Source organism: Pseudomonas amygdali (assembly GCF_002699855.1).
Taxonomy (GTDB): domain Bacteria; phylum Pseudomonadota; class Gammaproteobacteria; order Pseudomonadales; family Pseudomonadaceae; genus Aquipseudomonas; species Aquipseudomonas amygdali.
In genome coordinates, this window is sequence record NZ_LKBW01000278.1 from 1 (window position 1) to 24,015 (window position 24,015).

22 protein-coding genes and 2 pseudogenes are annotated in these 24,015 nt (G+C 57.4%); 9 read left to right on the forward strand and 15 right to left on the reverse strand.

Annotation, left to right across the window (positions count from 1 at the left end; translation table 11 throughout):
- From AO277_RS19825 to AO277_RS19840, 4 genes and pseudogenes are all read right to left on the reverse strand, one after another.
- A partial coding sequence (locus AO277_RS19825) for a transposase (RefSeq protein WP_143492818.1) occupies positions 1–320 on the reverse strand: 320 nt, incomplete at its 3' end.
- A 188-nt stretch (positions 321–508) separates the two neighbouring features.
- A pseudogene (locus AO277_RS19830) lies at positions 509–679 on the reverse strand (transposase domain-containing protein); the annotation flags it as partial.
- Positions 680–743: 64 nt separating this feature from the next.
- Positions 744–1,064, reverse strand: coding sequence for a zinc-binding dehydrogenase (locus AO277_RS19835; RefSeq protein WP_044318670.1), 321 nt, complete (start codon positions 1,062–1,064; stop codon positions 744–746).
- Positions 1,061–3,469, reverse strand: coding sequence for a DUF3772 domain-containing protein (locus AO277_RS19840; RefSeq protein WP_044318669.1), 2,409 nt, complete (start codon positions 3,467–3,469; stop codon positions 1,061–1,063). The genes AO277_RS19835 and AO277_RS19840 overlap by 4 nt, the downstream gene beginning before the upstream one ends.
- 280 nt (positions 3,470–3,749) lie before the next feature.
- Between AO277_RS19840 and AO277_RS19845 the strand changes: the two genes are divergently transcribed.
- The 4 genes from AO277_RS19845 (at position 3,750) to AO277_RS19865 (ending at position 7,071) form a co-directional block, all read left to right on the forward strand.
- Positions 3,750–4,451, forward strand: a complete 702-nt coding sequence (locus AO277_RS19845; protein WP_004661262.1) for a glutathione S-transferase family protein — start codon at positions 3,750–3,752, stop codon at positions 4,449–4,451.
- 157 nt (positions 4,452–4,608) lie between these two features.
- Positions 4,609–5,172 (forward strand): TetR/AcrR family transcriptional regulator, encoded by a 564-nt coding sequence (locus tag AO277_RS19855; protein WP_005733769.1) that lies wholly within the window; start codon positions 4,609–4,611, stop codon positions 5,170–5,172.
- A 128-nt stretch (positions 5,173–5,300) separates the two neighbouring features.
- On the forward strand, positions 5,301–6,029 hold the full coding sequence (locus AO277_RS19860) for a helix-turn-helix domain-containing protein (RefSeq protein WP_044318668.1): 729 nt from the start codon (positions 5,301–5,303) through the stop codon (positions 6,027–6,029).
- Between the two features lie 79 nt (positions 6,030–6,108).
- The gene (locus AO277_RS19865; RefSeq protein ID WP_044318667.1) at positions 6,109–7,071 is read left to right on the forward strand and encodes a DMT family transporter; all 963 of its coding nucleotides are present in this window, start codon (positions 6,109–6,111) and stop codon (positions 7,069–7,071) included.
- Positions 7,072–7,092: 21 nt separating this feature from the next.
- On the opposite strand, the gene AO277_RS19870 is transcribed toward AO277_RS19865, so the two are convergent.
- The 5 genes from AO277_RS19870 to AO277_RS19890 form a co-directional block, all read right to left on the reverse strand.
- Positions 7,093–7,905 (reverse strand): oxidoreductase, encoded by an 813-nt coding sequence (locus AO277_RS19870; protein WP_005733772.1) that lies wholly within the window; start codon positions 7,903–7,905, stop codon positions 7,093–7,095.
- A gap of 77 nt (positions 7,906–7,982) precedes the next feature.
- On the reverse strand, positions 7,983–8,984 hold the full coding sequence (locus AO277_RS19875; protein ID WP_044318666.1) for an NADP-dependent oxidoreductase: 1,002 nt from the start codon (positions 8,982–8,984) through the stop codon (positions 7,983–7,985).
- A gap of 75 nt (positions 8,985–9,059) precedes the next feature.
- Positions 9,060–9,920: an alpha/beta fold hydrolase gene (locus AO277_RS19880; RefSeq protein ID WP_044318665.1), complete on the reverse strand. Its 861-nt coding sequence runs from the start codon at positions 9,918–9,920 to the stop codon at positions 9,060–9,062.
- 16 nt (positions 9,921–9,936) lie between these two features.
- Entirely contained in the window at positions 9,937–10,725 is a 789-nt protein-coding gene (locus AO277_RS19885) for an SDR family NAD(P)-dependent oxidoreductase (protein ID WP_044318664.1), read from the reverse strand.
- Positions 10,726–11,046: 321 nt separating this feature from the next.
- Positions 11,047–11,646 (reverse strand): TetR/AcrR family transcriptional regulator, encoded by a 600-nt coding sequence (locus AO277_RS19890; RefSeq protein WP_002554388.1) that lies wholly within the window; start codon positions 11,644–11,646, stop codon positions 11,047–11,049.
- Positions 11,647–11,762: 116 nt separating this feature from the next.
- On the opposite strand from AO277_RS19890, the gene AO277_RS19895 reads away from it, so the two are divergent.
- From AO277_RS19895 to AO277_RS29460, 3 genes are all read left to right on the forward strand, one after another.
- Positions 11,763–12,647: an alpha/beta hydrolase gene (locus AO277_RS19895; RefSeq protein WP_044318663.1), complete on the forward strand. Its 885-nt coding sequence runs from the start codon at positions 11,763–11,765 to the stop codon at positions 12,645–12,647.
- Between the two features lie 45 nt (positions 12,648–12,692).
- Complete coding sequence (locus tag AO277_RS19900) at positions 12,693–13,007, forward strand: hypothetical protein (protein ID WP_044318662.1); 315 nt, start codon at positions 12,693–12,695, stop codon at positions 13,005–13,007.
- Between the two features lie 257 nt (positions 13,008–13,264).
- On the forward strand, positions 13,265–14,296 hold the full coding sequence (locus AO277_RS29460; RefSeq protein ID WP_016982644.1) for a methyl-accepting chemotaxis protein: 1,032 nt from the start codon (positions 13,265–13,267) through the stop codon (positions 14,294–14,296).
- Between the two features lie 68 nt (positions 14,297–14,364).
- On the opposite strand, the gene AO277_RS29785 is transcribed toward AO277_RS29460, so the two are convergent.
- The 5 genes and pseudogenes from AO277_RS29785 to AO277_RS19925 form a co-directional block, all read right to left on the reverse strand.
- Positions 14,365–15,204 carry a methyl-accepting chemotaxis protein gene (locus AO277_RS29785; RefSeq protein ID WP_371411888.1) on the reverse strand — a complete coding sequence of 280 codons (840 nt, stop codon included), beginning with the start codon at positions 15,202–15,204 and terminating at the stop codon, positions 14,365–14,367.
- Between the two features lie 15 nt (positions 15,205–15,219).
- Positions 15,220–16,254 (reverse strand): annotated as a pseudogene (locus AO277_RS29790) (HAMP domain-containing protein); the annotation flags it as partial.
- Between the two features lie 219 nt (positions 16,255–16,473).
- Complete coding sequence (locus AO277_RS29265; protein WP_002554383.1) at positions 16,474–16,803, reverse strand: hypothetical protein; 330 nt, start codon at positions 16,801–16,803, stop codon at positions 16,474–16,476.
- A gap of 4 nt (positions 16,804–16,807) precedes the next feature.
- Complete coding sequence (locus AO277_RS19920; protein WP_044318661.1) at positions 16,808–18,880, reverse strand: hybrid sensor histidine kinase/response regulator; 2,073 nt, start codon at positions 18,878–18,880, stop codon at positions 16,808–16,810.
- A 334-nt stretch (positions 18,881–19,214) separates the two neighbouring features.
- Complete coding sequence (locus AO277_RS19925; RefSeq protein ID WP_044318660.1) at positions 19,215–20,666, reverse strand: NCS1 family nucleobase:cation symporter-1; 1,452 nt, start codon at positions 20,664–20,666, stop codon at positions 19,215–19,217.
- Between the two features lie 344 nt (positions 20,667–21,010).
- Here AO277_RS19925 and AO277_RS19930 point away from each other — a divergent pair, with 344 nt between their 5' ends.
- Positions 21,011–21,730, forward strand: coding sequence for a GntR family transcriptional regulator (locus AO277_RS19930; protein WP_044318659.1), 720 nt, complete (start codon positions 21,011–21,013; stop codon positions 21,728–21,730).
- Positions 21,731–21,740: 10 nt separating this feature from the next.
- On the forward strand, positions 21,741–22,472 hold the full coding sequence (locus AO277_RS19935) for an aspartate/glutamate racemase family protein (protein ID WP_002554379.1): 732 nt from the start codon (positions 21,741–21,743) through the stop codon (positions 22,470–22,472).
- 244 nt (positions 22,473–22,716) lie between these two features.
- On the opposite strand, the gene AO277_RS19940 is transcribed toward AO277_RS19935, so the two are convergent.
- Positions 22,717–23,952 carry a zinc-dependent alcohol dehydrogenase gene (locus tag AO277_RS19940; protein ID WP_044318658.1) on the reverse strand — a complete coding sequence of 412 codons (1,236 nt, stop codon included), beginning with the start codon at positions 23,950–23,952 and terminating at the stop codon, positions 22,717–22,719.
- Positions 23,953–24,015: the final 63 nt, after the last annotated feature.

Genomic DNA, 24,015 nt, shown 5'->3' on the forward strand with positions numbered 1-24,015 from the left:
CCCCCCTTTTTCCCGGCGCCTGAAGAGGCTCGGGTTGCACGGACCGCCGTGGAGTCGATCATCCAGGTGTCCAGATCGGTCAGTCCTTCCTGGTTGAGTCGAATGTGCAAGCGCTCCAGTATCCGGTCGAACGTACCGTCATCGCGCCAGTCGCGAAAACGCTGATACACCGTCGACCAAGGCCCAAAGCGTTCCGGCAGATCACGCCAGGCAGCACCCGAGCACAAAATCCAAAGGACTCCGTGGAGTATCAAACGATCATCACTACGTGGGCGACCCATTTTCTNCGATGAGTCGGAGAGTTCGTAACGCTTTGCCATGCGGGCCTCCAGCCAATCATGGCGGCAATTCTACCCCAGCCGACTTTTCGTACAAAACCTAAGCTCTGGCGGGTTGTCACCAGATGCAATTGCTGACGTTCGCAACTGCTTGCTCATCAAGCTCGAAAGGCCCGACTGCTGCGGTCAGCAGGTCTAAGCGTACGGGGAGTACGCCTTGCGCAGATCAGCTAGATCCAGTGATGCGGCAACAGTTGGTCGATTTCACTGGCCTTCTGCGTCGGCAACCGCGTCAGTAAATCCTTGAGATACGCAAACGGATCATGTCCGTTCATTCGTGCAGACTGGATCAAACTCATGATTGCTGCCGCCCGTTTGCCGCTGCGTAAGCGTCTAGTAAAGGCATCTGGCCCGCTAGATTATCCTCTGCCTTCGGTTCGTATGATGTACTACACGCCCCCTGCACTACGAATGCTCGATGACCTTGGACAATAACTCCATGACAGGAATACTCAGGTCTGCGGTCTCAAGCGCTCCATACTGGAAGAAAATGCCCGGATACGACAGTGCGCGAAGGATGTTTGCAACCTCAGGACCGCCAACCTGGTCGAAGGCCATGCGCGCGCCTTTGCCATCAGTCATACGGTTCACTTCAGCGACCAGATCCTGCTCCAGCGCTGCAATGACGTGCACAGCGCCGGTTTGCAGAAGTATGTGGCAGCCGCCTGAACGGAGGTGAGTCCTGCTGGCCGCTTCATCCGCTCCGCTCCAGCCCTGAAGTATCACGGGTTCTCTTCTGGCGTCTCCTTCCCAGCCCCCTCATTGATCAATACCATGCTCTGCGGCGCAGACAGCGCTACACCCAGCTCCCTCAGACGCCCCAGAACCGTAAACAACAGATCACTCCGCGCACCTCCCACCGAGCGTGGGCTGTTCACGTAGCCACTGGCGCTGATGATCAAACCGGTATTGGTCAGGTCCTTGAAGGTGACTGAAGGTGCAGGCGTGTCGAGTATCGCTTCGTGCTCGGTAAAGGCCTGCAACAGCAGCTCGCGTATTTGCAGAACATCTGTTTCCAGGGGCACGGTGAGGGTGATTCCGACTACGCCCAGCGCGTTGCCCATGGTGACGTTGCGCACGTTTTGCGTGATGAACTGCGAGTTTGGCACGATCACTGTCGAGCGGTCGCCCATCTGGATTTCGGTCGCGCGGACGTTGATCCGGCGAATATCGCCTTCGACCCCTGCCAGGCTTACCCAGTCGCCGACTTTGACCGGACGCTCGGTCAGCAGAATCAGGCCCGAGATAAAGTTCTGCACAATGGCCTGCAGACCGAAACCGATCCCCACCGATAGCGCACTGACCACCCAGGTCAAATTGGTCAGGCTGATCTTGAGTGTGGACATCACCACGGCCACCACCAGCACAAAGCCGATGTAGCCGATCAAGGTCACCAGCGAGGCCTGCATGCCCGCGTCCATGTTGGTCTCGGGCAGAAGGCGTTCTCCGAACCACTCCTTGAGTACACGCACGCCCAGCAGGCCGAAGACCAGGCAAATCAGTGCCATCAGAATATCGCTGGGGACGATGTTCAGGTTGCCCAGGGATTTGGACGTGACGTCCATTTGAGTGAAACTTGCGAGCAGGTCGCCCGGGCTGGAACCCGAAGGCAGGAAAGCCAGCAGCAATGCGGTAAGCAACAGCAGGGTACGGCCTATGCCTGCCAGTACGGTGCTTGCCTGGGCCAGGTGGCGGGCGGACAAGCCCAGCGCCGAACCCAACGCCATGCCGCCAGGTTGTTTAGGCGACAGAAGGGTCTCGCAGATGTCACCGAAGCAGGCGATCAATAGATACGCAGTGGACGCCACCACGCTCACCCAAAGCAGTTTTACCGCCAGAAAGTAAGCCAGCGTCAGGTAGCCGCTGAGCAACGCCAGCAAGCTCAGGCCGACCCATACCGCAACGATAAAGGGAAGCAGTCCGACGAAACCTGCTGGCCGCTCCAGCTCAAAGCGTCGGCGGGTTCGGCGGTAGCGCACCAAGGCGTAGAAAAACACCAGCGAAACCGCCAGCGCTGTCAGGCCATTGACCGCTACCGTCAGGGCCAGGCTGCTGGCTATGACACTGTTGATGCGCTCCTGCGTGCCGATGATCATGAGTGCCAGCGCCAGGGCAGGCGGGAAGCGGCCCAGTGCCGTGGCGATCTGGTCAGGGATTTGCGGCAGACGCCACGAGGCGTGTGCCCGCATCAACAACGCGCGGCCCAGACCGACGATGAAAGCGCAGAAAGTGATCAGCGTCTGCACCTGATCGAGCAGGTTGACCACGTCGTTGCTGAGCACCGCATTGCGCACGATGCCCCAGCGCAACAAGGAAGTGGCAACGGTAATGGTGAGAATGGTCGATAGCCCTACAGCCAGTGCCAGGGCGCTGCGGCGCAGGCGGCCTTCGGGTAGCCAGCGAATCATCGACCAGATCAGCAAGCGCTCCAGCAGGCGGCGAATAACGACCCATACGAACCGCGCGGCGACTACGATGCTGATGAATTGCAAACGGTTTTCCGGTGCCAGCGTGCTGCTGAGCACTTGGCGGACATCCACCAGAAGTCTGTTCAAGCGTCCCAGGTCGTCATCGGTAGGACGAATCAGCGTGGACCAGAACGCCGAGCTGAGCGGGCTCGCTGTCAGCGTGCTGATCTGCGAATCGAAAAGGCTGCGGCGCAGATTGAATATCTGCGTAGCCAGATCACGGGCTGACTGGCTTAACGTGTTGGTTTGGCGTTCATCATCGACCAGCGCGTTTTTCTGAGCGGTCAATGTCTTGCGCTGACTGGTCAGACTTGGCGCCTCGTCCGGTTGCGCCGACCCGAGAATGTTGAGCTGATCATTCAGGTGTTCGATGTCGACAGCTTGTCGGGCAGTCAGATTGTCGGCTTGTTTCTGGACCTGCAAAGCGGCCTGCCGCAGGCTTGAAAGCAGGTCATCGTTGGCGCTGCCCGTCACTTTTTGACGGATCTGATCCAGTTGTTCGCTCAAGTCATCCAGGCTCGGTGCATCCACTGCGGGGGATGCGCTACTGGTGCTATCGGTTTGAGGCGCCGGGCTATTCTGGGCCAGGGCTGGCAAGGTCACGCACAGCAAAAGCAAGGCGAGCAGCCCAGTATGAAAACGGTTCAGCGAAGCGTGCTGCATTCTTTTCCCTTCTTTGCACTGTGCGGCCTGGCAAACCTGTGTATTTCAGGCACGGGCCTTGTCTGTCTTGAGCTGCACTCACGAGTCTCTGGAGCGCAGCCAATAGAATATCAAGGACTTCGCGTTTGAGCGCTGAAAACACGGGCCAGCGAAAATAGGGCGCTACGGTCATTAACCTAGCAAATGTTAGGTAGGGTATTGACTGGGCTCAGGAGTGTGCTACGGTCTATCCACCTAACGGTTGTTAGGTGGATGCCCACTCCATTTCACAGGCCCGACCATGACTTCCAGATTGCGACTTTTCACATCTCCTTCGGCTTTTCCGAACCCCCAGCGCCTGCGCCTGTTCATCCACGAAAAAGGCATTGCCGATCAGTTCGATGAGACTATTTACGACATGACCCCCGGCGGAGAGCAGCGTGGCTGGCGTCATCTCAATATGAACCCTTGGGGAGAAACGCCCACCCTTGAACTGGCAGACGGCAGCTTCATTTCCGAGACCGCCGCTATCGCTCGCTATCTGGATCAGTCTTATCCGGGCCGCAAGATCATGGGGGAGGGCGCTCTGGAACAAGGCCTTGATAACATGTGGGATAACCGGATCTGGGTGCATATTCTCTACCGGATCGTTACCGCGTTTCATGTATTGCACACCGGGCTCGGCTTCAAACTTGAACTGACGAAGAACGAAGCATGGGGCGAGCACTGCCGCAAAGAGGCGCTGACACACGCCGCATTGGTCAACCGTCATCTTTCCGATGGCCGCGAGTGGCTGTTGGGCGGCGAGGCGCCGACTTTCGCGGATATCACCCTTGCAACCGCCATTGCCTTCTCCAAGTTTCCGGTCAACGCCACGCCGCTGGATGAGCGTTTCGAGTTCCTGGACTTGTACTGGAAGCGCTGGCAGAAACGCCCGGGTTTCCAGGCCGCCTATGCTGATCGCAGCAGCGGTATACCCGAACTGGACTCGCCGGCCGAGTGACCGACCTGTTGCGCGCGCACATTATCGTCGGGACCGTCATTGCATGGCGTTCTCGACTTCCCCGTGCCTCGCACAACCGTTCTACCTGACAACAGTCAGGTTTTTGAATTAGCATGCGCCCGTTTGCAGAAACCTGTCCGAAGCACAAGGCACCACGATGACCATCAACGCACGAGAGGCCATTCTGCTTGCCGCGAGAAACATCGCTCAGTCTCAGGGTTATAACGGCCTGAACTTTCGCGATCTGGCGGCTCAGGTTGGAATCAAACCAGCCAGTATTTACTACCACTTTCCAAGCAAGGCTGACCTGGGTGTGGCGGTTGCCAGGCGCTACTGGCAGGACGGTGCTGCTGCTCTTGAGGCTATTTCTGAAGAAACACCAGACCCTGTCGAAGCGCTGCACCGTTTCCCGGAAATTTTCCGCCGCTCGCTAGAGGCTGAAAACCGCCTTTGTCTGGGCAGTTTTATCGGCGCTGAAACCGATAAATTGCCGCCAGAGATGACTCAGGAAATTCAGCTTTTTGCCCAGGTCAATATTGCCTGGCTGAGCAAGCTTCTGGTGGCGGCGAATGTGTGTTTGCCAGCGGCCAGCGAGGTGCGGGCGCAGGCGATTTTTTCGGCTGTGGCGGGCGCTCAACTCATTGCGAGAAGCCGGTCAGACATTGCCCTTTTTGATACGCTGATCGACACCTATCGTGCCTGCGGGCCGCTGCCGGCTTAAGTAGATGCTGATCAAGCGGGATCAGGATTGCCAGCCAGTTGACCTGTTGCTGACGCCGCTGAACCTGTAAGCGCGCAGGCACTATGGAACGCCAGACCTCGAATCACCCGACGGCAAGGGGTGCACTAATGTTTCTAAGCCTTGAAGTTCGCAGCTACAAGACGCAAAGCCCTCAGCACTGTCACGACCATACTCAACTGGTACTGCCGATTCGTGGCCGAATGGAAATTGACGTGGACGGTCGCGGTGGCTTTATCGATCAGTCACTGGCCGCGCTGGTAAAGCCTGGTTCGCGGCACTCGCAGGACACTCACGTCGACAGCCGTTTTCTGGTGCTGGACTGCGCACCGACGACGCCGGAGACAATCCAGATGGGGCGTCTGGCCGAGAAAATATATGTGCCTGTTTCGCCCGCGACCCGTCGCCTTATCGAATTCGCCGAGCTGATCGGTAACCAGCAACTGGCCATCGCTGCCTCACAGCTGGGCCCTCTGCTTCTGTCGTCCCTTGGCTCGGACACCTGCTGTTTTTCGTCCCCGATAGAGCAGTTGATAGCCCGTCTGCGAGCAAATCCTGGGGCACACTGGAGCAATCAGGCCATGGCCCAAGCCGCAAACATGAGCATGAGCCAGTTGCACCAGCGATTCCGGCAATTATTCGCGATGAGTCCTCAAGCCTGGCTGACTGAACTACGCATACAGGAGGCTGAACGGTGGTTGCGTGGCACCTCGCTGCCGATAGCCGAGATTGCCTTGCGTGCGGGCTTTTCCGATCAGGCATCGCTGACGCGCACCATGCAGCGTTTGAGCGCTACGACCCCGGCGGTTTCTCGTAAAGTGCAAAAACAGTCCGGGTAAAAAAATCCGCAGTTACTGACAAGACCCTCCAGGCCCGACGCTCCAGACTTCATGCTTTAGGCGTTGGAGCGCAGGTGAAATGTTTGCTGATCGATCATTGCCCAAGGGCATTGTTTATGGCGTTTGCGCCGGTCTGTGCTGGGGCGTGATTTTCCTGGGCCCGCAGCTGACTCCAGGCTTGAGCGGTGTGCAGTTCGCGGTCATAAGATTTCTCTGCTACGGCGCAATTTCTGCGGCCCTGCTGATGCTGCGTTGGCGGCGTGTTTGCGCCAGTCTCACCATGGCCGACTGGAAGTCACTCTTCTGGCTTAGCCTGATCGGCAACCTCATCTACTACTCGCTAGTGGGCACAGGCGTGCAGTTGGTCGGCATCGCCACAACGTCGTTGATTGTCGGACTTATTCCGGTGCTCGTAACCCTGGCAGGTCGTCATGACGCAAATGCCGTTTCTCTGCGCAAGCTCTTCCCCTCACTGTGCTGCGCAGTGGGGGGCGTTGTGCTTATCAGTTGGCACGCGCTGATCAATGACCAAAGGCCCGATACAGCGGCAAATATTGTCGGGATTTTATGCGCGTCAGGTGCGTTGCTGACGTGGAGCTGGTTTGCGGTGAGCAATGCCCGGCGGCTGGTGCAGGTCACCAACGTCTCCGCGCATGACTGGGCGTTGCTTATGGGGGTCATGACGGGCGCTCAATCACTGCTTTTGGCAACGCCGGTCCTGGGTTCTCAAGTGGGCACCTATGGTATTTCCGAATGGCTGCATTTTCTCGTGGTGGCCGGTGGCGTTGCGCTTTTGTCTTCGGTGGTGGGTGGTGCCTGCTGGAATCAGGCGAGCCGACTTCTGCCCTTGGCACTCAGCGGGCAAGTGCTCGTGATTGAAACGCTGGCGGCGCTTGTCTTCGGTTTTTTATGGGAGCGCCGGCTACCCGACGGCTATGAGCTGGCGGCCATTGCCTTGCTGGTCAGCGGTGTGGTCTGGTGTCTGAATTGTCATCGTACGCCCCTGCATTCCCCGGCTGTCCAGCTCAAGCACCGCCCCTGAAGTGACCGCCTCACCTGCATTTCAAACCGGCAAACGAAGCTCCTTGCGCAGGCTCTTGTCAAACACCCCGGCAGGTGCAAAGCGACGCAGCATGCTGATTTGTCGGGCTGTCTTGCCGGCAGTGTAGCGCCGCTTGGGGAGTACATCGCTCGCCGCTTTAAGCACTACAGCCGCCACCACTTCCGGCAAATCGGCTTTCGGCATTACATCGGCGAGCAACGCCTTGAATCCTGCTCGGGCCTGATCGTATTCCTTCAATAACCGGTCCGGCTCAAGGCCGTTTTGATCGAAGACGGTTCGTACAAAAGCCGGCTCAATGACCGAGACGCGAATATTGAAGGCGCGCACTTCGTGATCCAGAGATTCCGAGTAACCTTCCAGCGCATGCTTGACCGCCGAATAATGCGAAGAGTAGGGCGCGGGTATCAGGCCAAGAATCGAACCGATATTGATAATGCGCCCTTGGCCATGTTCGCGCATCGACGGTAATACTGCATTGGTCATGCGGATGACGCCGAACAGATTGACGTCGAACAACGCCTGCACCTGGGGTATCGAGAATTCCTCGGAGCCGCCTATCAGGCCAATACCTGCATTGTTGACCAGCAGGTCGATCCGCCCGGTCTGCGCAAGTACGCTGGAAACGAGCGCGCTGACCGAGTCATCGTCAGTTACGTCACAAGTACGCATGGATACCTGCGTTGCACTTTCGCCAATCTTGCGGCTGGTGCCGAATACGGTATAGCCCGAGCGCACCAGCGCCTCGGCCGTTGCGCGGCCGATACCGGATGATGCACCGGTGACAATGGCCGTTTTTCCGGAAGATGTGCTCATGTAATGCTCCAGTGTTCAAAAGGCTGGGGGCCGACAAGTTGCTTATGTGGGGAATTGTAAACGCGGGTTACCGACACTTACCTGATCTTCACAACTACTTTGCCTTTGGCACGCCCCCGTGCCAGGTATTCAAGTCCTTCTTTGGCCTGCTCAAGCGCAAAGACCCTGTCAATGACGGGTTTGATTTGCCCGCTTTCAAGTAACACGGCAATCTTCTCGAGTTGAGCCCCCTGCGGGCGTACGAACAGGAACGAGTAGGTCACGTGGTGTTTTTTCGCACGGCGCCTGATTGAGTGGCTCATCAGCCCGAAGAGGAAAGTGAAGAAGGCATTCATCCGGCGTGCCTTGGCGAACGCCTTATCCAGTGGCCCGACGAGGGATACGATCAAACCTCCTGACTTGAGGATGCCGACGGCTTTTTTAATCGTGTCTCCTCGCGTTGTACCCAGCACCAGGTCGTAGTCGCGCAATACTTGCTCGAATGCCTGCTTTTTATAGTCCACCACTTCATCTGCACCCAGGCTGCGCACCAGCTCTACATTGCCGGTACTGGTGGTCGTGGCGACGTTGGCCCCCAGGTGTTTAGCCAGTTGAATAGCGAAGGTGCCGATGCCTCCAGCCCCGGCAGGTATGAATACCTTCTGGCCGGGTTGAAGATTGGCGCGTTCTTTCAAGGCTTGCCAGGATGTAAGCCCGACCATTGGAATAGAGGCCGCTTGTACGAAATCCAGATTCGCCGGTTTAAGTGCAGCCGCGCGCTCAGGAACGGCTGCAAATTCGGCGATGCTACCTTTGCCGAGGTCAAAGATACTGGCGAAAATGGCGTCACCCGCCTTGAAGCGGGTGACAGCTTTGCCTACTGATATGACCACGCCGGAAAGATCGCTGCCCATAATGGCGGGTAATTCGTACTTGAGGACGGCCTTGAACGTGCCCGTGGTAATCATGTTGTCGATCGGGTTCAACCCGGCCGCGTGAACTTCCACTAACAGTTCATCAGGCTTGATGGTCGGCAGAGGTACATGCGTTATCGCAATTTCAGGCGACTTGCCATAGCTTTCGAAGGTAAGTGCTTTCATGACGCTAGGTTTCCAGGGTCGTCTGACAGTGATGGGTTGTTTTTAAAAACGATGTGCAGTTGAAGTTCGAACGCTTTATGCAAGGAACTCCAGAGCCGTTGAGACGAAGTCGGCGTGATACTGAAAGACGCAACCGTGGCCTGCGTCTTGATAAACCACCAGTTGCGCCTGCGGGAGACGTTGGCTCATATCGCGACTCAACTCGCTTGCTACCATGACGTCGCTGTCCCCGACGACGATAAGTACAGGCACCCGCAGGCGTGCAAGATCCTGCGCGGGTTGTTTGCCCCAGGCTTTGATTGCTTTGAGTTGGCGAAGCAGCAAGCGAGGCGTTGGCGGCTTGTCGCGGTCGACCGTACGTTCCTTCACCCTGCTCAGATAGTTTCTGGCAGCGCGTCGGCCATTTAGCGTGGAGGTGAAAAACATATCGACCTTGGGGTCTCGCAGCCTCAGCAAGCCTTTGAGAATAAGTGGCCAGGACAGCGCACCTATGCGCTCGATACCGTGTCCGCCTGCCGGTCCGGTGCCTGCCAGAATAACTTTGCGTACCAGATCGGGTGCTTTCAATGCCAGGTCCTGGGCCACGAAACCGCCCATTGAAAAGCCAATCAGATCCACTTGTCTGTAGCCCATTGCCCGCACCAGCTCGAGGGTGTCGCGAGCCATCTCGCCTATCGTCAGCGGCGCGGTGCCGGTCGATAAACCAGCCCCGCGATAGTCGATGGCGATAACGTGATGCCTGGTAGCAAGACCATCAACAATGCTCGGGTCGAAATCGTCCAGTACCGCGCCCCAGTAGTTGAGCAACAAAAGCGGCACGCCACCACGCAAACCTGACTCGCGATAGGCGAAGGCAATGCCTGCGACTGTTGCGATTTTATTAGGCGCCTGGACAAACGACTGCGCCGAATGAGTCTGCAGATTTGAGCTACTCATGATGGGTACCCTGGTTTCAGGCTTTGGTCAGATAGCGCTCTGCGGCGTTCGCCTGTCGAATGTCCGACAGCAACCCTTGCCGCGCGCCATCAAGCGCGTCCCATCGACCTGCAACGTGCAGTGGCGGAATGGTCACCAGTTCGCGACGATCGAAGCCCACCAGCGCTGCATCGACCAGTTCTTCAACGTCCATCACCTCGGGGAGGGTGTTGAGGTCGATCCCGGCGCGCTCCCAGATTTCGGTGCGGGTAGCTGCCGGCAGGACCGCCTGGATGTACACGCCCTTGGGTGCCAGTTCCAGGTTCAAGCCTTGAGACAGGAACAGCACATAAGCCTTGGTGGCACCGTAAACGGTCATACCGAGCTCTGGCGCCAAGCCCACCACCGAACCGAGGTTGACGATTGAACCGGTACCGGACTGCGCGAAGCTAGGGGCCACTGCGGCAGCGAGTCGCGTCAGCGCAACAATGTTGAGGGCGACAAGCTTTTCAATAGCCTCAGCGCTCTGCTCAATGAATCCGCCGGACTGAGCAATACCTGCGTTATTGATAAGGACGCCGATCCGGGCATCGTCGCGCAGGCGAGTTTCAAGCGCTGTGAGGTCGGCAGAGTTGGTCAGGTCGGCCTGAAGCACTTCGACAGCTACGTCGTTTTCTTTACCCAGCCTTGCTGCCAGAGCATCGAGGCGTGGCTTGTCACGTGCGACAAGCACCAGGTTGTGGCCGCGACGGGCAAATCGCTCGGCATAAATGGCACCAATACCGCTGGAAGCGCCAGTGATGAGAACAGTGGAGAGAGTAGTCATTGGTGATGTCCTGACAAGTAATGCAATAAGGGCAGCCAGGCGTTTGCGCCTGCGATTGTCGGTCACCCGGCAGGGCCTTCGACGCTGACGCAGAAGGGCCCTGCCAATTGATCCTTGGCGTTATGATCACGATCAAAATCTAAAATGTCAACGTATTGATGTTGGTCGACATCAAAATATGGCGAGGTCGTGTGCGCCTGCATTCATAGGCGAGAGGGGCGAAGAGAAATCTCGCGCGCAGGCGCTTTGGCCGCTCGGGAGATGCGGCGCAGAGGGCGAAGTGGGCATATAGGCACGGGCGCTTTTGCGGGGCGCGGAGCGCTATGGTGTAAGCAAAAAAGACGCCATCGGTTTGAGTATCGATTCGGCCGAGGCCACAGAGAGTTCGTCCGGCTTTCTGTCGATCGCCAATGAGGCATACCCATGCGCAGTGCTCCAGGCGAGGAAAGTGCGTTGCTCAAGCACTGTCGAGTCTGGTTCGGCACCGTTTTTTGCGACCCATGCTGTACGTATCGACTGACGAAGCAGTTGCAGCGTGGCTTCGCCTGAAGTGAGCAACCTGGGTAATGTGCGGTTGACCCCGCCCATTCCGAACATCAACCGGAAGTGCTGTGGGTAGTTTTTAGCGAAATTGACATAGCCTATCCCACAGCCCAGCACACAGTCGCCAAGGTCCCGCTGCGCGGCACGGATAGCGTCGACCATCCGTTCATAACCATCGGCCACCACCTCTGCCATAAGGTTTTCCAGAGAGCCGAAATGGTGCGCAGGTGCGGCGTGTGAAACGTTCGCCCGTCTTGCGCATTCACGCAGTGAGAGTCCTCGCATGCCTGCTTCCCCCACGATGTCCCAGGCCGCCTGCCGCAAGACGGTCGGCAAGTTGCCATGGTGGTAAGTACGCGGGGTATCTGAGGTCGACATACGAAGCTCCCTGTCATGAAATAAAAGTTATATAGCCATCGTACAGCTTATCTTGTCAGTGACAAGATAAGCTGCTCTAATTGCTCCAGGTCTTATGGCTGGTGCGGAGAATACCGATGAGCAAACTTACCAACAGGCTTCGATTATTGATGCTGCGGGGCACCTTCATGCTTGCCAGCCGTATTCTACCTGGCCCCACCGGAAGATACCTTGCCCGACGTTTCGTGACACCCCAGGCCGCAGGACGTGCCGAGGCTGCGGCTGCGCTGAGCGCATCGGCGGATGTGCAAACGGGTACTCTGGAACTGAACGGGATCAAGATCTGCACCTACGTGTGGGGAGATCCTTCCAGTCAACCTTATGTGTTGTTCTCCCATGGGTGGTCAAGCTACGCGATGCGTTTTGTCGGCTGGGTGCCGTTGTTACAATCGATGGGCTATGCGGTGGTTGGTTTTGATCAGCCTGCCCATGGATTAAGCTCTGGCGATATCAGCCACATGCCGCAGTTTGTGGAAGTGCTTCAGCAGGTAGGACGCCATTTCGGAAAGCCTGCGGCCGTGATCGCTCATTCGTTGGGCGCTTCGTCAATCATTTTCGCTCAGGAAGAGCAGTGGCGTCCCGACCGGTTTGTGTTGATTGCGCCGTTCCTGGCCCCGGCTGACAACGCGCTTCATCAGTTTGAAACTTTTGGTATCGCGCACAAGGTTTTCGCACCTTTTGAAGGATACTTGCATGCGCTGAGCGGCCGCCGCTTCGCGGATTACGACGCTTCTGCGCGACTGCAGTTGCTTGATCGTCCAGCGCTTATTATTCATGACCGCCGAGATCGCGAAACCCCGTGGGAAAAGGGTGCCCGGTTCGCAAAGCTATGGCCCGGAGCACGTCTTTTTACCACGGAAGGGCTGGGCCATAACCGGCTGATTGATCACCCCTCCGTTACTGCTGAAGTGATGGAGTTTCTGAAGCCGGATAGTCACTTGCCAACGCCGATTGAACCATGACCTGGCTGGAGACGCGGGTCGTGGTTCCTGAAGCTGGAGGTCACTGTGAGCAATCATCATTTTTCCGATGAGCTGGCCGTGCTGGAGATCGTTGACAGCGCCCATTTTTTCCGCCCTGGAAAGATGACGTCTGGTCAGCTGTACCTGAGTTTGATTCGTCTCCAGCCAGCGGTTCCGGCAATAGGGGAATTCATGGAGATGATCGATACTCTTGTGAAAGAAGGCCTGTTGATTTCAGGTGCCGTATTGCCCTGTGACGCTTCGTTTCCCTATGCGCAGCATATTATTTTCGGTCTTACCGAGGTGGGCGAGGCTGTAGTGCAAGCAACAAAGTCTGAGATCGAAAGCGTCAACAGTTGAGTGCATGCCCTCAGCCCGAAGCCCTTCCGCATACATGCTTCTTAAACCCGTCGTGCAAACGTTCCGTGCGCAATGCTTGCAGATTGTCGACCTTCAAAACTACATTAGCGGGGTTGAGGGCATTACGACATCAGTCGATAAAAACAGGAAGCCCAGACTTCCGCGCCCTTGAGAATGACAACTTCTTTCCCTCTGTTTTTTGCACGACGATTGTGCGATGGCTGCCGCCTACGGTAACTCATTGAAGCAGAAAGAAAATGATCGAACCCGAACGAATTGTGACCCTGTCCCGTGAAGTGGAATCTCTGGCAACTCGTGGCGTCAGCGATATACAACTGATCACCCGCCAGACTCGATTGCTGGCAATAAACGCGCTGATCGAAGCGGCGCATGCAGGTAAAGCCGGTCGGGGTTTTGCGGTGGTGGCCGAGGAGGTGAAGAATATCTCTGAGCAGATTTCGAAGATTGCCAGCGGTCTGACTCAAGACCTGCAAGCATCGGTCAATGAACTGACCGAACTTGGTAAGGGCATGTGTTTTGATGTGCGAGGACAACGGCTGGCAGACCTCGCACTGAACCTGATCGAAATCATTGATCGCAATTTGTACGAGCGCACGTGCGATGTTCGCTGGTGGGCGACCGATGCATCGCTGGTTGATGTACTGATGACCCCAACTGCGCAGAGTCGCGCACACTCCAGTGAGCGCCTCGGCGTCATTCTGGACAGTTATACGGTGTACCTGGACATCTGGGTTGCCGATACAACCGGCTGCGTGATTGCGTCCGGTCGGCCCGATACCTTCGGCAAGGTTATCGGCGCGAATGTAAATGAGGCGACCTGGTTCAAGCAGGCGGTGCGGCACTCGTCTGGCGATCAATACTTTGCCGGTGAAGTCGCTGTGGAGCCCTTGCTCAACGGCTCGCAAACCTGTGCGTTCAGTGCAGCCGTGCGCAGTAACGCCGGCAAACACTCACCTGTGATCGGCGTCATCGGGATTTTCTTTGACTGGAAGAATCAGTCGGACTCGGTGATCAATGGCGTGCGTCTGAGTGATGAAGAGCGCACCCGCACCCGAGTGATGATGGTCGATGCCAGCCACAGGATAATTGCCAGTTCCGACCCCCAAAGCCCGTTGGGCCACAGTATCGACTTGCAGACCAGGGCGGGGCAGGCCACCGGTTACAGCACACTGCCCAACAACAGCATTCAAGGGTATTCAATGACCCCGGGCTTTGAGACTTATCCCGGCATGGGGTGGCTGGGGGTGATTGAACAGCAGCTGCCTTAGTTGCGCGTGCTTCCTGGCAGTCGGGATGTAGAGCCGCTGCCAGAAATTCTCTGGCAGCGGCTTGAGCGTTATATACGGAAGCTACCCACCAGCTGCGTCAAGCGGGTGGATTGCTGTTCAAGGTCAGTGCAGGCGCGCAGGGTAGCGTTCAAGTTCTCCACGCCTTGCTGGTTCAGGGTATTGATCTCTGTGATATCCACATTGATCGCTTCCACAACGGCAGTTTGTTCTTCGGTCGCCGTGGCAACTGAATGGTTCATGCCGTCGATTTCGCCAATGCGTTCGGTAACGTGTTCAAGGCTTGCAACGGCCTTGTTGGCAATGCCGACCGTTTCAACACTTTCACGCTGGCTTTCGTTCATGAGCGCAACAGCCTCGCGAGCGCCCGATTGCAGCTGCTCGATCATCTCTTGCACCTGGCTCGCCGATTCTTGCGTTCGGTGGGCCAGGCTGCGTACTTCGTCGGCCACCACGGCAAAACCTCGGCCGGCTTCACCCGCGCGTGCCGCCTCGATGGCTGCGTTAAGGGCCAGCAGGTTGGTCTGTTGAGAGATGCCGGTAATCACTTCCAGTATCTGGCCGATGTTGGCGGTTTTTGTATTGAGCGTTTCAATCTGTTCACTTGCGTTGCTGATGCGCTTTGACAGGCGGCTCATGGCCGCGATGTTCTGCCCGACCACGTCCTGACCGTCCGAGGCCAGCGTGCGTGCATCGCTTGAATGGCCAGAGGCGCGCGCGGCGTTCTGGGCAATCTCCTGGGTTGCAGCGCCCAGCTCATTGATGGCTGCGGCCACGCTGTTGGTACGGTTGGACTGCTGATCGGAATTGAGCATCGACGAGTTGGAGGCATTCACTACCCGCTGGGCAACTTCATTGAGCTGTACCGTGGAGGAGGCTACTTCACGCATCGAGTCGTGGATTCGTTCTACAAAGAGGTTGAAGCCGTTGCCCAGATACCCGAACTCGTCTTCGCTCTGAATCGTCAAGCGTTTGGTCAGATCACCTTCGCCGGCAGCGATATCGTGCATGGCGCGGCCCATCAGGTTGAGCGGCCGCATCAGTACGCTCAGAAGCATTCCCAGCAGAAGGATTATCAGCACCACCGCAATGACAGTCGCCACGATGGCCGAGTTTCTGAACTCGCCCAGTGCTGCATAGGCGATCTCTTTGTCCATCGCCACGCCCACATACCAGTTGACGGAAGGCAGCCCGTCTACATGGGCAAACGTAAGAATCTGAGCTTTTCCGGCATGCTCGCTTTCGCTCAGGTTCTGGGACAATTTCGGCGTATTCGCCGGGTAGACTTCTGCCAGCGTTTTCATTACCAGCGAAGTGTCCGGGTGGACCAGAATGCGGCCATTCGCATCGACCAGAAACGCGTAGCCGTCGCCATGAAGGCGCAGCGAGCTGATCATTTTCACCAGTATTTCCAGGCTCAGATCACCGCCAATGACCCCGGATACACCCGATGCACTTTTGACCGGTGTGGCAAGAGTCACGATCAACCCTTTGGTCACAGCATCCAGATACGGTTCGGTGAGGATCGTCTTGCCTGCGCGCACGGCATCGACATACCACGGCCGGGTCCTGGGGTCATAGTCGGCCGGCATGTCATCAGGCGGCTGAGTGACGAAAGAACCATCGCTCTTACCCTGGTAAATACTCATGAAGGTGGCGATAAGCGTGGGTTGGCCGAGGGCAAGATTCTGCGCGTCGGTTGATTGCGGTGAAGACGCATTTTCCGCCAGGTTCTCTACCAGAAGAATTCGCCCTGAAAGCCAGTTGCGGATGTTGCCTGCGGTGCTGTCACCCGTCTGATTCAGGTTCTCCTTCAATTGCAGACGCAGGGCGTTGCGTTGCAGATAGTCGTTGTAAAACGTGAACAGGGTGAATGCGGCGATCACTACGAGAGACGCCGCCAACAGGATTTTATGGCTGAATTTTAGCGATTTTGTCATGCCGATAAGGGCCTTTAGAGGGGGAGTGCCGAGATGTGAAGTACAGCAAAAGCAATAGCGGTTTATCGGCGGGCGCGCCGATTAATGAATGCTGGTTATCATATAAATGCTTCGCGGAGCGTCTATCACAGCGCCTCAGGGGCAAGGCGAGGCCTAATCCGATGATCAAGCGGGGCGGTGAATAGTAATGAATGAGGTTTGCCGCTGTATCGAAGGCGTTTACTTAGTCGATCGTTGTGCTTCTGACACTTCATACCACTGCGCATATGGCGTGTTTTCCACATTGCACCGATTGAAATCCCTCGCCCCGTCAGTCCACCAGACGTCGCCGCGCTCCCCAAGTGCAACCTTGGCCTGGTGAACCCCGGTCCGGGCGGCTTTCAGTGCATCTGAATCCGCGCTTGCCTTGGCTGCCTTGACTTCGCGCCGGGCAGCCATCAACTCATTCACTAGTCGCTGACGAACCTCTTCGCTCAGGGACGGATTGGAACATCGCCAGAGTTGTCCCTTGACCACAAAATACCGGCCATCGGGTGTCGTAGGGTGCACGCTATCAATAGCAGCGAGTGGCTGCATCCGCGCCGATCAGGCCTGTCACTCGCCCGGCGAGAGCATCCAGCCCGAACGGTTTGGTCAAAACTTGTGTGCAGGGCCGCAGGTGGCAGTCGTCCAGCACTGAAGTCTTGGCGTAGCCAGTGATGAACAGGGTCGGCAGCCCCGGTCGGCAGTCGCCCGCAGCGTCAGCCATTTCCCGGCCGTTCATGCCGCCCGGCAAACCGATGTCACTGATGAGCAGGTCGATGCGGGTATCTGACTGCAGGATCTGCAAACCTGACTGAGCGTCGCCTGCTTCCAGGCAGTTGTAGCCCAGGCCGGTGATCACCTCGGCGACATGCATTCTGACCGACGGCTCGTCATCAACGATCAGAACGGTTTCGCCGGTGTGCTGCGCTGGCTCTTCGGTTATTTCGGGCTCGGCAGCGCGTGGAGCATTTTCAGCAATATGCCGTGGCAGGTGCATGACTACGCTGGTGCCATGACCTTCAACCGACTCGACGCGGATCTGACCGCCGGACTGGCGCACAAAACCGTAGACCATCGACAGGCCCAGGCCGGTCCCGGCGCCAATGGGTTTGGTGGTGAAGAACGGTTCAAACGCCTTGGCGACGGTGTCCGGGCTCATCCCCATGCCAGTATCTGTGACGCGGATGCTCAAGTGCTCGCCGGCAGGAATGCCGTGGTCAGGGTCGGTACATTCTTCAATGGACGCATTGGCTGTTTCGATGACGATGCGCCCGCCACTGGGCATTGCGTCACGGGCGTTCAGGCACAGGTTCAGCAGCGAACTTTCCAACTGGGCATGATCGATCAGTGCAGGCCACAAGTCATCGTGGGCGACGACTTTTATATCTATCTCCGGGCCGACCGTGCGTGCAATAAGTTCTTCCATGTCCTGAATCAACACGTTGACGTTGGTGACTCTCGGGGACAGGTTCTGACGCCGCGAAAACGCCAGCAGCCGGTGAGTCAGCGAAGCCGCGCGCCGTACTGCGCCCTGAGCGACCGACACGTACCGGTCTACATCACCGACACGGCCTTGAGCCAGTCGTTTGGTGATCAGTTCAAGGCTGCCGGAAATGCCGGCCAGCAGGTTGTTGAAGTCATGTGCGATGCCGCCTGTCAGTTGTCCGACGGCGTCCATCTTCTGGGAATGGCGCAGGGCGTCTTCGATCTGCTCACGTTCGAAAACGGCTTGTTCGATGCGCTGTTCGAGTGTCTGATTGAGTTCTCTGACCGCTTCTTCGGCTTTTTTTCTGGCGGTGACATCAACAGATGAGCCGATCAGACCGATCACCTCGCCGTTTTCATCGAGCAAGGGCGCTTTGGTCGAGAGCCACGTCGCTGCAGAGCCGTCAGGCAGGTTGACCTGTTCTTCGATCTGTTCGCTGACATTGTTCTGCATGATCCGCCGGTCGGTTTCCATGAGCACCCGTGCCTGTTGCTGATCATCCAGAAACTCCAGGTCCGTCTTGCCGATGAAAAACTCGGGCGGCTTGCCGATCAGTTCAGCGGTGCCACGATTGGCGACCAGCATGCGACCTTCGAGATCCTTGGCGTAGACAACGCCCGGAACGGCAGCCGTGAATATCGTCAGCAACTCGTTGAGCCGGTCGCGCTCGTCTTCAGCCATGCGACGGCTGTCTATATCAAGCAATACGCCCGGACTGCGAACAGGCTTGCCGCGACTATCACGCTCGATTTTTCCGCTGGCTTCAACCCAGCGATAAAGGCCGTCTTCATGCAGAACCCGGTATTCGCATCGGTAGGTTTCGCTGTTCTGAAGCGCGTCCTCGATTGACTTGTCGACTCTGGCCGAATCGTCGGGATGAATAGAAGCTATCACCAGCTCCAGTGGCAAGCCTTTGGCGCACAGCTTCGGGCACAAGCCGAAGGTCCGGGCAAAACACTCATCGCCGGTCAACTGATCGGCAATGATGTCCCACACCCAAGTGCCGACAACTGCCCCTGAATCAAGGGCGAGTTGTAGCTGCTCGACCGCTTCCTGCTCTGAAGGCGGGAGTGGCTGGGGGGCGAATGGCATGCCGCCGGAAACATCATTGCTCATCACTATCGACCCACTTGAACGCCTGGTTCACAAAGACTCAGTCATAGGGCAGCGCAGCGGCCTGAAAGTTGTACAAATTTTATTCTATTTTGTGCCCCAGGCCTTACAGGCGATCAGTGACACTCCATCATTCCATGGGTTTGGTCTGAGAGTGATATTAAATTAATATCATCTGATAAGTGCAGTATTTTCTACGGAGGCAGTCTGGGCAGTGCTTTCAGGTCATATCGGGCTTGCCGAGCCAGCTGAAAGCGCTGATTTCGCGAGGCGACCGGTGTTTGTGTAACGTGCAGGCGCTGGTCCCGGTCAGGTGCCAGCGCCTCTGCAGTAGCTCTTAGTTCTGGCCGACAGGCGCAGGCAGGTTGGCAGTCTGCACGGGCGACCAGCGGGTCATCACATAAAACAGCGCGCCACCCAGGATGCACCCGGTGAACCACGCAAAGTTGGCAATGGGCTTGAACCACTCGACAAAGGTAAAGCACAGGCCCACCAGCGCCGTCAGCACTAGCGCTTTGACCGCAATCCAGTTCACGCCATTGGTGTACCAGTAACGACCGCTTGGCGTGTCATTGAACAGGGCGTCGACATCAATCTGCTGCTTCTTGATCAGGTAGTAATCCACCAGCAGGATGCCGAACAGTGGGCCGATGCAGGCCGCGAGCACGTCCAGGGTGTAATGGATCACTTCAGGGTTGTTGAACAGGTTCCAGGGCGTGATAAAGATCGAAGCTACGGCAGCAATCATGCCGCCTGCACGCCAGCTGATGCGGCTGGGGGCCACGTTGGCAAAGTCGAAGGCCGGGGAAACGAAGTTGGCGACGATGTTGATGCCGACAGTGGCGGTCACGAAAGTAAATGCGCCGAGCAGCACGGCGGTGGTGTTATCGATACGCGCTACGGTGGCAATAGGGTCGTGGATCATTTCACCGAAAATCGGCAGCGTGCCCGAGACAATCACCAGCGTCACCAGCGAGAACGCCAGAAAGTTCACCGGCAAGCCCCAGAAATTGCCGCGGCGCACGTCGGCCATGCTGCGGCAATAGCGGCTGAAATCACCGAAGTTCAGCGTCGGGCCGGAGAAGTATGAGACCACCAGCGCGATGGCCATGACCACCTGCCCGAACGCCGCCCAGCCGGATAACTCTTTTTCAGCCAGGGTGAAACTGATGTTATCCCAACCGGCGCGCCAGACAATCCAGCCTGCCAGCGCGAACATCACCGCGTAAACGGCAGGACCGGCCCAGTCGATGAAGCGCTTGATCGATTCCATGCCGGTCCAGAATACAGCAGCCTGGACCACCCACAACGCCAGAAAACCGAACCAGCCAAGCCACGACAACCCGAGAAAGGTCGGGTTCTGATACGCAGCCAGTTCCGGGAAGAAACGCAAAACCACGATCACCAGTGCGCTGGACGCCAGATAGGTTTGAATGCCGTACCACGCCACTGCAATCAGCCCGCGGATGATTGCAGGAATGTTGGCACCGAATACCCCGAAGGCCAGGCGGCAGATGACCGGGTAGGGCACGGCGGCTTGCTGGCTGGGTTTGGCGACCAGATTGGCAATCACCTGAATGATGCAGATGCCCACCAGCAGCGCAATCAACACTTGCCAGCTGGCCAGGCCGAGCGCGAAGAGGCTGGCGGCGAAAACGTAACCGCCGACGCTGTGCACGTCGCTCATCCAGAACGCCAGAATGTTGTACCAGGTCCACTTCTGCTGCACCGGCCCCAGATCATGGTTGTGCAGGCGCGGGCTGTATCCGGCCGGGCGTTGGTCTGTCATAGCGTTACTCCCTCGATGGATCGTGGCGGGATCGGGGTACGATCGATGATATTTTTGTATACGATCGTGTACGCAAAATATGTGCCATACGTTTTTTCATAGGCAAAAAGTCAATGCGCGCTATGCCAGCTGGCGTTCCAGTCCAGAAAAGTCAGCACAGTGGGCACGTCCGTCATAGCGCTTAAAGCGCACACTAACGGAGCGCAATGGCCCATTTTCGGTGCGATTTTGCAGGCTGCCCAGCCCATAGGCGTTGCTTGGCGGCTTAGATAGCGCTATTCATGAAGTGGTACATCGGGCACTATTCCTGTATACGATCTGTACCGAAAAAGTGATCTGAAACCATGACTCGACCTGCCAGCGCTCCCTTGTTCCTGACGCCCGCTGCCGATGAAAAAGGCCGCGACGAGCAAATTTATCAGCACGTACTGGAAGCAATCGTCGAGCACCGGCTTGCGCCAGGCACGCGTTTGCCCGAGGACGCATTGGCTGAAGTGTTCGAGATCAGCCGGACCGGCATTCGCAAGGTCTTGCAGCGCCTGGCCCTGGAACGGCTGGTGACCTTGCGTCTTAAGCGCGGCGCAGAGGTCGCGCAACCGTCGGCGCAGGAAGCGCAGGATGTGCTGGGTGCCAGGCAGTTGATCGAACCCGCGCTGATGGCCGATATCGCCGCACGGGCAGGCGGTCAGCGTCTGGAATCACTGCGTGCGCTCTGTGAACAGGAACATGAGGCGCAACACGCCGGGCGTCACAGCGAAGCTATTCAGTTGTCGGCCAGATTTCATGTGCAATTGAGCGCGTTGGCGGGCAATCAGGTATTGACCGAGCAAGTCGCGCAGCTCACTACGCGTTCTTCGCTGATCGTGGCGGTGTACGGTTCGCGGCGCAGCGTCGGCTGTGATTGTGGTCAGCACGTTGACTTGCTGACCTTGCTCGAAGCCGGGCAGGGCGAACAGGCCCGCGAGTGGATGGCCGAGCATCTGCGCCGTATCCGCGCCAGCCTGAATGTAGATGCACCGGTGAGCGAGACAGTAGATTTTCATAGCATTTTCAAACGGCGCTGAAGGAGTTCCGGTGCGTATTCAAGTGATCAACCCCAACACCAGCGAAGCCATGACCCACAAGATTGGCCTCGCGGCGCAAGCCATTGCACGCCCCGGTACGCAGATTCTTGCGTGCAGTCCCGATGATGGCCCGGTGTCTATCGAAGGCCATTTTGACGAAGCGATAGCGACCCTTGGCGTGCTGGAAGAGATACGCAAAGGCCGTGAGCAACAGGTCGACGCGCACATCATCGCCTGTTTCGGCGATCCTGGCCTGCTGGCAGCCCGCGAGTACGCCAGCGCACCTGTTATCGGCATTGCCGAAGCGGCTTTCCATATGGCCAGTCTGATTTCCACCCGCTTCGCAGTGGTCACCACGCTGACCCGAACGCGGATCATCGCCGAGCACCTGTTGCAGCGCTATGGCTTCAGCGAACTGTGCACCTCGGTACGTTGTATCGATCTACCCGTACTGGCGCTGGAAGAGAGCGGGCCCGAACTGATCGAGTGCATGGCCGAACAGGCTCGGCGTGCGCGCGATGAAGAGGGGGCAGGTGCCATTGTACTGGGCTGCGGCGGGATGGCGGATTTGGGCAGGCAATTGAGTGAAGCGATTGGTCTGCCGGTGATCGACGGCGTGGCGGCGGCGGTGAAACTGGCAGAGTCGCTGGTGGACCTTGGGCTGAGTACCAGCAAGCACGGCGACCTTGCCGACCCCATCGGCAAACCGTTCAAAGGGCGATTTGCCTACCTGAGCCGATAAAATGTGCGTCCGCAAATGTACTGACACACGCTTTGGGTGATGCTCCGCGGCACAAAAATCGGACGCAGAGCGTCCAGAACGGCATTCCCACGCTGGAGCGTAGGGAACGATAGTCTCAACGACCACTATCTTCTGGACGCTCCGCATTCTCTAGCGACGGAGCGTGTGGCGATCGCTCCCACGCGCCGCGTGGTAGCGCACTTCTGGACGCTCTGCGTCCGATCTTGAGCACCAAGGGTGCGCCTTACATGGCCTGCACGCCACCCGCAACCAGCGCTTCTGTCGTGGCGTCTGGCACCACAATGGTGTTGTTGCCCGGAGTCAGAATCACCTTGCGGCAATCCTCTTCCTTCTTGTCGAACAGCTTGTAACCTTTCGCAGCATCTTCCAGCGACATGCGGTGGGTGATGATGGCTTCCGGTTCGAGTCGTCCGGCTTCGATTTGCTCGAGCAGTTCAGGCATGAAGCGATGGACATGGGTCTGGCCCATCTTGAACGTCAGGCCCTTGTCGAACGCATCGCCGAACATGAAACCGTGGATAAACCCTGCGTAAACGCCCGGTACGCTCACTACGCCGCCACGCCTTACCGCTGCGATGCACTGACGCAATGCCTTGCCACTGCTGCCTTCCAGTTTCAGCGTAGCCAGAATGGTTTCGGTGGTGCTGCCCTTGGCTTCGAAACCGACTGCATCGACCACACCGTCCACGCCGCGCATGCCAGCTGTCTGACGGATGATGGTGTCGGCCGGGTCATCGTCGTCATCGAAATTGATCGGGATCACACCATAGGTTTTCTGCGCATAGGTCAGGCGATACGGATGGTGATCGACCATGAATATCTTCTCGGCGCCGAGCATTCTCGCGCATGCGGCGCTCATCAGACCCACTGGACCAGCGCCATAGATGGCAACGCTCGAACCCTGGCCGATGCCCGCATTGGTTACCGCCTGCCAGGCAGTGGGCAAGATGTCGGAAAGGAATAGAACCTTCTCGTCAGCCAGTGTGCCCGGCACTTTGAACGGGCCGACATTGGCCTTTGGCACGCGCACGTACTCAGCCTGACCGCCGGGAATGCCGCCATACAGATGACTGAAACCGAACAGTGCTGCCCCTGGCGGAATGGACTTTTTGTTGATGATCGCGCCGCGCCCGGTGTTGGTGGTTTCACAGGCTGCGAACAGGTCGATGTTGCAGAAAAAGCAGCTGCCGCAAGCAATCACAAAAGGGATCACTACACGATCACCTTTCTGCACAGCGGTGACCGCCGGGCCAGTCTCTTCGACAATGCCCATGAACTCATGGCCGAATATGTCGCCATGTTCCACCGTGGGTATCTTGCCGCGATACAAGTGCAGATCAGAGCCGCAGATTGCGGTCGCGGTGACTTTCAAAATGATGTCGTCAGCTTCTTGTATTTCCGGGTCCGGCACTGTGTCGACCTTCACACTGTTCGCGCCGTGGTAAGTCAAAGCTCTCATGATTAATCCTCGATGGCAGCAGAAGTTCTGATCCGTACTGAAGATGAACCATGAGGATGTTGT

What these genes read in the sequence shown, in the direction of transcription:
- AO277_RS19840 (WP_044318669.1), bottom strand. Translation starts at nt 3,469, where the DNA reads ATGCAGCACGCTTCGCTGAACCGTTTTCATACTGGGCTGCTCGCCTTG.
- AO277_RS19845 (WP_004661262.1), top strand. Translation starts at nt 3,750, where the DNA reads ATGACTTCCAGATTGCGACTTTTCACATCTCCTTCGGCTTTTCCGAAC.
- AO277_RS19855 (WP_005733769.1), top strand. Translation starts at nt 4,609, where the DNA reads ATGACCATCAACGCACGAGAGGCCATTCTGCTTGCCGCGAGAAACATC.
- AO277_RS19860 (WP_044318668.1), top strand. Translation starts at nt 5,301, where the DNA reads ATGTTTCTAAGCCTTGAAGTTCGCAGCTACAAGACGCAAAGCCCTCAG.
- AO277_RS19865 (WP_044318667.1), top strand. Translation starts at nt 6,109, where the DNA reads ATGTTTGCTGATCGATCATTGCCCAAGGGCATTGTTTATGGCGTTTGC.
- AO277_RS19870 (WP_005733772.1), bottom strand. Translation starts at nt 7,905, where the DNA reads ATGAGCACATCTTCCGGAAAAACGGCCATTGTCACCGGTGCATCATCC.
- AO277_RS19875 (WP_044318666.1), bottom strand. Translation starts at nt 8,984, where the DNA reads ATGAAAGCACTTACCTTCGAAAGCTATGGCAAGTCGCCTGAAATTGCG.
- AO277_RS19880 (WP_044318665.1), bottom strand. Translation starts at nt 9,920, where the DNA reads ATGAGTAGCTCAAATCTGCAGACTCATTCGGCGCAGTCGTTTGTCCAG.
- AO277_RS19885 (WP_044318664.1), bottom strand. Translation starts at nt 10,725, where the DNA reads ATGACTACTCTCTCCACTGTTCTCATCACTGGCGCTTCCAGCGGTATT.
- AO277_RS19890 (WP_002554388.1), bottom strand. Translation starts at nt 11,646, where the DNA reads ATGTCGACCTCAGATACCCCGCGTACTTACCACCATGGCAACTTGCCG.
- AO277_RS19895 (WP_044318663.1), top strand. Translation starts at nt 11,763, where the DNA reads ATGAGCAAACTTACCAACAGGCTTCGATTATTGATGCTGCGGGGCACC.
- AO277_RS29460 (WP_016982644.1), top strand. Translation starts at nt 13,265, where the DNA reads ATGATCGAACCCGAACGAATTGTGACCCTGTCCCGTGAAGTGGAATCT.
- AO277_RS29785 (WP_371411888.1), bottom strand. Translation starts at nt 15,204, where the DNA reads ATGCGTGAAGTAGCCTCCTCCACGGTACAGCTCAATGAAGTTGCCCAG.
- AO277_RS19920 (WP_044318661.1), bottom strand. Translation starts at nt 18,880, where the DNA reads ATGAGCAATGATGTTTCCGGCGGCATGCCATTCGCCCCCCAGCCACTC.
- AO277_RS19925 (WP_044318660.1), bottom strand. Translation starts at nt 20,666, where the DNA reads ATGACAGACCAACGCCCGGCCGGATACAGCCCGCGCCTGCACAACCAT.
- AO277_RS19930 (WP_044318659.1), top strand. Translation starts at nt 21,011, where the DNA reads ATGACTCGACCTGCCAGCGCTCCCTTGTTCCTGACGCCCGCTGCCGAT.
- AO277_RS19940 (WP_044318658.1), bottom strand. Translation starts at nt 23,952, where the DNA reads ATGAGAGCTTTGACTTACCACGGCGCGAACAGTGTGAAGGTCGACACA.